The 8,145-nt window shown below is 68.5% G+C and carries 7 protein-coding genes; 4 read left to right on the top strand and 3 right to left on the bottom strand.

Annotation, left to right across the window (positions count from 1 at the left end; genetic code table 11):
- The first annotated feature begins 46 nt into the window (after positions 1–46).
- Together ACWELQ_RS30335 and ACWELQ_RS30330 are read left to right on the top strand one after the other, a co-directional pair.
- On the top strand, positions 47–844 hold the full coding sequence (locus tag ACWELQ_RS30335) for an SDR family NAD(P)-dependent oxidoreductase (protein ID WP_452400455.1): 798 nt from the start codon (positions 47–49) through the stop codon (positions 842–844).
- Positions 841–2,073 carry an alpha-hydroxy acid oxidase gene (locus ACWELQ_RS30330; protein WP_452400454.1) on the top strand — a complete coding sequence of 411 codons (1,233 nt, stop codon included), beginning with the start codon at positions 841–843 and terminating at the stop codon, positions 2,071–2,073. Before ACWELQ_RS30335 ends, ACWELQ_RS30330 begins: the two co-directional genes overlap by 4 nt.
- Positions 2,074–2,138: 65 nt before the next feature.
- Here ACWELQ_RS30330 and glnA read toward each other — a convergent pair whose 3' ends face one another.
- Positions 2,139–3,479, bottom strand: coding sequence for a type I glutamate--ammonia ligase (gene glnA, locus ACWELQ_RS30325; protein WP_379366708.1), 1,341 nt, complete (start codon positions 3,477–3,479; stop codon positions 2,139–2,141).
- A gap of 98 nt (positions 3,480–3,577) precedes the next feature.
- Positions 3,578–5,110 (bottom strand): alpha/beta hydrolase, encoded by a 1,533-nt coding sequence (locus tag ACWELQ_RS30320; protein WP_452400453.1) that lies wholly within the window; start codon positions 5,108–5,110, stop codon positions 3,578–3,580.
- Positions 5,111–5,377: 267 nt separating this feature from the next.
- Between ACWELQ_RS30320 and ACWELQ_RS30315 the strand changes: the two genes are divergently transcribed.
- A complete protein-coding gene (locus ACWELQ_RS30315; RefSeq protein WP_452400452.1) occupies positions 5,378–6,511 on the top strand; it encodes a S1C family serine protease in 1,134 nt (377 codons plus the stop codon).
- Between the two features lie 3 nt (positions 6,512–6,514).
- Here ACWELQ_RS30315 and ACWELQ_RS30310 read toward each other — a convergent pair whose 3' ends face one another.
- Positions 6,515–7,258, bottom strand: a complete 744-nt coding sequence (locus ACWELQ_RS30310; RefSeq protein WP_452400451.1) for an SDR family NAD(P)-dependent oxidoreductase — start codon at positions 7,256–7,258, stop codon at positions 6,515–6,517.
- Positions 7,259–7,479: 221 nt separating this feature from the next.
- Between ACWELQ_RS30310 and ACWELQ_RS30305 the strand changes: the two genes are divergently transcribed.
- Positions 7,480–8,145, top strand: a 666-nt coding sequence (locus ACWELQ_RS30305) for an alpha/beta hydrolase family esterase (RefSeq protein WP_452400450.1), incomplete at its 3' end; no start/stop codon positions are given.

The raw sequence follows: 8,145 nt of genomic DNA, 5'->3' as shown, positions 1-8,145 counted from the left end.
GCTAGGTTCGAGAGGCCAAACATCGGACCAATATCGTGAGGTGGCCATGGAACCCCCCGAGCTGGACGGACTCGCCGCGGTCGTGACCGGAGGTGGATCGGGCATCGGCCGGGCCGTCACCGCCGCCCTGCGCGCGGCGGGCGCACGCGTCGCGGTCCTCGACCTGAACCCGGGGCCCGCGCACCCCGACGGTCCGGCCCTGAACTGCGATGTGGCCGACGACGATTCGGTGCGGGCCGCCGTCACCGCCGCCGCGGACGCCTTCGGCCGCCTCGATATCGTGATCAACAATGCGGGCATCGGCGCGCAGGGCACCGTGGAGGACACCACCGACGCCGAATGGCGGCAGGTCCTGGAGGTGAATGTGCTGGGCGCGGTGCGGGTTTCGCGCGCCGCCCTGCCGCATCTGCGCCGCTCCCCCGCCGCCGCCATCGTGCACACCTGCTCCATCGCCGCCACCACCGGCCTGCCCAACCGCGTCGCCTACAGCGCCAGCAAGGGCGCGATCCTGGCCCTCACCCGCGCCATGGCCGCCGACCATCTGGCCGAGGGCATCCGCGTCAACTGCGTCAACCCCGGTACCGTCGACACGCCTTGGGTCCAGCGACTACTCGCCGCCGCGGACGATCCAGCCGCCGAACTGGCGGCCCTGCGCGCCCGCCAGCCGCACGGGCGACTGGTCACCGCCGAGGAGGTCGCCGCCGCCGTGCTCTATCTGGCGAGCCCCCGCGCATCCTCCACCGCCGGAACGATATTGGAGGTGGACGGCGGCATGCATTCGCTGCGCTTGCGCGCCCCCGTGCCCAGGGAAAGTATCGAGACCGTGGAAAGTATCGAGCGGTGACCGAGCGCAGACTTCCGAAGCCCCGCGACCTGACCCCGCTGCTGAAGTTCGAACGGCCGTTCCGTGGCCGAGCGGGGAAACTCGCACGCGCACAGACCATCTGGGACCTACGTGAACTCGCACGCAAACGCACCCCCAAGGTGGCCTTCGACTACACCGACGGCGCGGCGGACGCCGAGATCAGCCTCGAGCGGGCCCGGCAAGCGTTCCGCGACATCGAATTCCACCCGGCGGTCCTGCGCAACGTGGCCGACACCGACACCGCCACCACCGTGCTCGGCGCGCCCGTGCGCCTGCCGTTCGGCATCGCGCCGACCGGCTTCACCCGCATGATGCACACCGCGGGCGAGATCGCGGGCGCCCACGCGGCGCAGCGGGCAGGCATCCCGTTCACCCTGTCCACCATGGGCACCACCGCCATCGAAGACATCGCGGCGGCAACGGATCCCGGCGCGCGCAACTGGTTCCAGCTCTACATGTGGAAGGACCGCGACCGCTCCATCGCCCTGGTCGAGCGGGCCGCGAAGGCCGGATTCGACACCCTGGTCGTCACCGTCGACGTGCCGGTGGCGGGTAATCGGCTGCGCGATGTCCGCAACGGCATGACCGTGCCGCCCTCGATCACCGCCACCGGCGCGCTCGACGCGCTGCGTAAACCCTGGTGGTGGTGGGACTTCCTGACCACCGAACCGCTGGCCTTCGCCTCCCTGGACCGTTGGTCGGGCACCGTCGCCGAACTGCTGGACTCCATGTTCGACCCCACCGTCGATTTCGACGATCTGGCCTGGGTGCGCGCACAGTGGCCGGGCCGGGTGCTGGTGAAGGGTGTGCAGACGGTGTCCGACGCCAAACGGCTGGCCGGACTCGGCGTGGACGGCATCGTGCTGTCCAATCACGGTGGCCGCCAACTCGATCGGGCCCCGGTGCCGCTGCACTTGCTGCCGCGCGTGGTCCGGGAGGTCGGCTCCGATCTGGAAATCCATCTCGACACCGGCATCCTGCACGGCGCGGACATCGTCGCCGCCCTCGCGCTCGGCGCACGCTTCACCCTCATCGGCCGCGCCTACCTCTACGGCCTGATGGCGGGCGGCGAGGCCGGGGTGGACCGGGCCATCGAGATCCTGCGCACGCAGCTGGTGCGGACGATGCGACTGCTCGGGGTCAGCACCCTCGAGGAGCTCGAACCCCGCCACGTTCACCTGCTGGAGCGCTACCGTCCGGTCGAATGAGCCGAGCACGACGCGAACGGGCCGCGAACACCGAAGTGTTCGCGGCCCGTTCGGGTTCGAAGCGATTACAGCCCGAGGTATTCCTTGAGCTCGTAAGGCGTCACCTGGTTGCGGTAGCCCGCCCACTCGCGGCGCTTGTTGCGCAGGAAGAAGTCGAAGACGTGCTCGCCCAGGGTCTCGGCGACCAGTTCGGACTTCTCCATGTTCTTGAGCGCCTCGTCCAGCGACGCGGGCAGCTCGCGGAAGCCCATGGCGCGACGCTCGGCCGAGGTCAGCGACCACACGTCGTCCTCGGCCTCCGGCGGCAGCGTGTAGCCCTTCTCGATCCCGCGCAGACCCGCGGCCAGCAGCACCGCGAAGGTCAGGTACGGGTTGCAGGCGCTGTCAGGGCTGCGGATCTCGACGCGACGCGAGGCCGCCTTGTTCGGGGTGTACATCGGAACCCGCACCAGCGCAGAGCGATTCGACCGGCCCCAGGAGGCGGCCGTCGGGGCCTCGCCACCGTGCACGAGACGCTTGTAGGAGTTCACCCACTGGTTGGTGATCGCGGAGATCTCGTGCGCGTGCTCGAGGATGCCCGCGATGAACGCGCGCGCGGTCTCCGACAGGTTGTCCGGGTCGTCCGGGTCGGCGAAGGCGTTCTGCTCACCCTCGAACAGCGACATGTGGGTGTGCATGGCCGAACCCGGGTGATCGGCGAACGGCTTGGGCATGAACGACGCCCGCACGCCCTCGTCGATCGCCACTTCCTTGATCAGGTAGCGGAAGGTCATCACGTTGTCGGCCATGGACAGCGCGTCCGCGTAGCGCAGGTCGATCTCCTGCTGGCCCGGCGCGCCCTCGTGGTGGCTGAATTCCACGGAGATGCCCATGGATTCCAGCGAGTCGATGGCGTGACGGCGGAAGTTCGGGGCCTCGTCGTGCACGGCCTGGTCGAAGAAGCCGCCATTGTCGGCCGGGATCGGCTGCGAGCCGTCGTGCGGGCCCGGCTTCAACAGGAAGAACTCGATCTCGGGATGCACGTAGCAGCTGAAGCCCAGGTCGGCGGCCTTGTTCAGCTGCCGGCGCAGCACGTGCCGCGGATCCGCCCAGGACGGCGAACCGTCCGGCATGGCGATATCGCAGAACATGCGCGCCGAGTGCTGATGCCCCTTCGACGTCGACCACGGCAGCACCTGGAAGGTGGAGGGGTCCGGCTTGGCCACCATGTCCGCCTCGGAGACCCGGGCAAACCCTTCGATGGCCGAACCGTCGAAGCCGATTCCCTCTTCGAACGCGCCCTCCAGCTCGGCGGGCGCGATCGCTACGGACTTCAGATAGCCCAGGACATCGGTGAACCACAGTCGCACGAAGCGGATATCGCGCTCTTCGAGCGTGCGGAGGACGAATTCCTTCTGACGGTCCATGTCCGCGACTGTAGGGGCCGGGAGTTAAATCCGTGTTACATGGATGGACCAAGTCGCGCGGGCGCGTCGGGCTTCATCTACCTCACCCCGGTGGGGCCTCAGCAAGTGAGGCCCTTGGCGGGCTCTTTCAGGTCGATGAGATAGGAGATGACCGGATCGTCCACGCACTTGTTTCCCTGCAACGACACGGTGTGTTGCGAGCCCTTGAAGGTGATCAGATCCCCGCCCAGCTGCTGGGCCAGGTCCACACCGGACTGGTACGGGGTGGCCGGATCGTCGGTGGTGGAGATGACGACGGTCTTGGGCAGACCCTGGATCGAAAGCACGTGCGGCGAGCCGGTATTCGGGACCGGCCAGAAGGCGCACAGCTCCAGCGGGGCGGCATTGCTGCCGTGGCCGTCGTCGCGGAAGGGGGCGACGCGGCGGAAGTCGGCGTCCTGCTTGGCGGTGACGGCCCGGTCGGTGATGGCCGGATCGTCCACGCAGCGAATGGCGTTGAACGCGTCGGAGCTGTTGTCGTAGGAGCCGTCGTCGTGGCGGCCGTTGTACATGTCGGCCAGGGCCAGGAGGGTGTCGCCGCTGCCCTGCTGCACTTCACGCAGGCCCTTGGTCAGGGCCTTCCACAGCCGCTGCGAGTAGAGCGCCTGCTGCACGCCGGTGATGGCGTCGCCGTAGGGCAGGCCGCGCGGGTCCTGGGTGGGAACGGGCTTGTCCCACAGCGGATTGATCAGGGCGCGGAACTTGTCGGTGGCCAGCTTCGGATCGTCACCGAGCGGGCAGTTGGTCTTCTCGGTCTGCGCGCAGTTGGCCGCGTAGTCCTCGAACGTCTTCTGGAAGGCTTCGGCCTGGCCCAGGGATTCCTTGAGCGGATCCTGATCGGGCTTCAGCGCGCCGTCGAGCACCAGGGCGCGTACGTGATCGGGGAACTTCTCGGCGTAGGAGTAGCCGAGGCGGGTGCCGTAGGAGTAGCCCAGGTAGGTCAGCTTGGCGTCACCCAGCACGCCGCGGATGACGTCCATGTCCTGCACCACTTCCCGGGTGCCGACGTGGGCGAGGAAGTCCTTGCCGGTGCGCTGCACGCACTTGTTGGCGAAGTCCTTGGCCTCGGCCTCGTTGGCCGTGATCCCGGCGGGCGAGTTGTCCTTGTTGGGTTCGGCGCGCTGCGCGTCGTCCTCGGCGGAGGTCATGCACTGGATGGACGGCTGCGACGCGCCGACGCCGCGCGGATCGAAGCCGATCCGGTCGAACTGCTCGGCCAGCTTGGTGTTGTCACCCGTGCTGACCATGTTCAGACCGGTGACGCCCGGGCCGCCCGGGTTCATCAGCAGCGACCCGATCTTCTTGCCGGAAGCCTTGACTCGCGAGATGGCGATCTTGGCGGTCGCCCCGTTGGGGTTGGCGTAGTCGACCGGCACGGTCACCCGGGCACACTCGGTGCCCTTGGGAACGTCGTCGTCACTTTGCCCGTAATCGGTGCAGCTGCCCCAGGTCAGCTGCTGATTGTAGAAAGAATCCATGCCCACCGGGGTGCTCGAGGTGGGCTTGCCGTCCACCACGCTGGTGCACGCAGCCGCGGTCATCGCCAACGTCGTCACCAAGAGCACGACCCGGCCGGTTCGCATCAACGCCATGCCACGATCGTGCCATCCCAGCGAATCCACCCTCGCACCCCTTCCAGCGCTACTCATATACCTCTCCGTTTACATCGCGGCTCGCGCGCCTGTGCGCAACGTCACCGATCGCCGCGCGACCTCACCGATGGCACGGAACTGCGACGCTAGAGGTTCGGAGCCGACTCCACGCGGTACGTGGGTGTTCACACGGTTAGTCCCCAGGCCGCTCTCAGAAACCGCATGCTTAATGGGAAGCAACTGGGGGCTCTACTTACGAGGGACGTCATGAACGTGCAACCACAGTCGCCGGACCGCTCCGCCGCGGGTTCGACGCGCTCACGCACCATTCGGGCCGCGGCCGCAGCGGCCGTGGCACTCGCCGCCACCCTGGGACTGGTGGCGTGCGGGCCGAACACGCTGGTGCCGGGCAATCCGGTCGCGCAGTCGCCCGGACAGGTGACGCAGAGCCAGCCGATCGACTTCAGCACTCCCCCAGCCGATCTCGACTCGGCCGCGCAGAGCGTGGTGCCGGGCATCGTGGACGTCAACACCGAGTTGGGCCTGCAGAACGGGGAGGGCGCGGGCACCGGCATCGTGCTCAGCTCGGACGGCATCGTGCTCACCAACAACCATGTGGTGGAGGGCGCGACGAAGATCTCGGTCACCGATCTGGGCAACGGGCAGACCTATGACGCGGTCGTGCTCGGCTTCGACCGCAGCGAGGACATGGCCGTCATCAAGCTGACCGGAGCGTCCGGTTTGCAGACCGCGCCGCTCGGCGATTCCGACAAGGTGGGCGTCGGCGACGCGGTCGTCGGTGTCGGCAACGCGGGCGGGCGCGGCACGCCCACCGCCGCCGCGGGCAAGGTGACCGGTCTGAATCAGGCCATTACCGCCAGCGACGATTCCACCGGCAGCTCCGAACAACTCACCGGTCTCATCCAGATCGCCGCCAATATCGAACCCGGCGATTCCGGTGGCCCGCTGGTCAATTCGGCCGGTCAGGTCATCGGCATGGACACCGCGGCCTCCAAGGGCTTCCGCTTCAACAACGGTGGCGGCCAGGGCTTCGCCATCCCGATCAACAAGGCGCTGACGGTCGCCAAGAAGATCCAGGCGGGCCAGTCCAGCGATGTCATCCACATCGGCGACACCGCCTTCATCGGCGTCTCGGTGACCTCCACCGCCGGTGGCGCGCAGATCCGCGGCGTGGTGCAGGGCGGCCCCGCCGACCAGCTCGGCTTGCAGGCCCGCGACACCATCACCGCGGTGGACAGCCACACCATCACCTCCGCCACGGACCTGACGGCCACCATGGACCAGCATCACCCCGGCGACACCGTCACCTTGAAGTGGATCGATCCCACCGGTCAAAACCAGTCCGCCCAAGTCCAACTCGCCAAGGGCCCGGTCGGCTAGCGCTCAGCCGCGGCCGAGCACGGCCCCACCATTGATCTGCAGGATCTGGCCGGTCGTCCATCCCGCCTCCGCCGAGGTGAGATGGGCGATGCCCGCGGCCACGTCCTCGGGTGTTCCGGCGCGCCCCAGGGGAATCTGGGCGGCGCGCTCGGCCACCAGCTCCGGAGTCAACCGACCGGTCCAGAATTCGGTATCCGGCACGAATCCCGGAGCGACCACATTGACCGTGATGCCCTGCGGCGCAACCTGTTGCGCCAGCCCCAGCGCCCACCCGTGCAGCGCGGCCTTCGCGGCCCCGTACGGCCCGGAACCACGCAACCCCGCGATCGAACTCACCGCCACGATCCGCCCGCCGGGCGTCGCCATATGCGGCACAAGCGCTTCGGTCACCAGTACGGCGGTGAGCACGTTCAACCGGAAGGTCTCGGTGTAGACCTCCGCGAGATTGTCCAGATCCGCCGGGTCGTACGCCAGGCTGGTCCCGGCATTGTTGACCAGCACGTCGACCGGCCCGGCCGCCGCGATCGTCTCGACCACGGCCCGAACCTGCTCGGGCACGGTCAGATCGGCGACAGCGGTGCTGACCCGCTTGTCGCCGATACCCGTATTGATCTCCTCGGCAGCGGTTTCCAGCACGGCGGCCCGCCGCCCGACGATGATCACCTCCGCGCCATCCGCAGCCAGCCGCCCCGCCACCGCCTTCCCGATCCCGGTCCCGCCGCCACTGACCACCGCAAGCCGCGCCATCATCGCTCCCCTGATCGCTGAATCATGCTCCCGCCGAATCTACTTCAGGGCGACGACAGCCGACATCCAGCCGTGACGGACCACGCCCGGACCATGCCCGCGTCGGTTTTTTCGAGCGATGCCCGGCCAATTTTGTTGATTCGATTGAATTTTGGGTCGTGGGCGTCGGTAATGTGTGGGCTAACTGCGGAGGCATCCCGCGCGTACCACAACAGGGATCGATGGCGAACATAGAAGTGCAGGTCGACGGGCGGCGGAGGTCGTTCGCGCTGCGGTTGCCCGCTCAGCGGGGGCGGGAGATGCCGCTGGTGGTGGTGTTGCACGGCCATCGCTCGTCGGTGCTCGGGCCGGTGCAGCGCTTCGCCGAGGAGCGGGCGCGGCGCGGTAGCGGATTCGACGGGTGCGTCGATCGGTACGGGGTCGCGGTCGCCTATCCGGAGGCTGTCGGCGGGGGCTGGGCCGACGGGCGCGGGGTTTCGGCGGGTGATCGCAAGGGCGTCGATGACGTCACCTTCCTGCGGGCGATCGCATGGTGGTGCGCCGAGCAGTGCGGTACCCGCGAGGACGGGGTGCTGGTCGCCGGGATCTCCAACGGCGCGTTCATGGCGCACCGGATGGCTCTGGAGGCAGCCGATCTGGTGTCCGCGTTCGGCGCGGTCGCGGGCGGATTGCCCGCCGCGCTGACCGGGCGGCGGCCGAGCCACGCGGTGTCGGCATTGCTGATGAACGGGACCGCCGACCGGGTGGTGCCGATCGGCGGCGGACATTCACGGCGGCGCGGCCCCAACGGCGAACTGCTCGGGCGCACCCTGTCGCTGACCGAATCCGGCCGTCGCTGGGCAGCATTGAATCGCTGCGCCGGCATCGAGACCGCCGAACGACACCCC

The sequence above is a fragment of the Nocardia sp. NPDC004722 genome, assembly GCF_053601505.1.
Note: the sequence above shows the minus strand (reverse complement) of the source record. Positions and strands in the feature narration are given on the sequence as shown.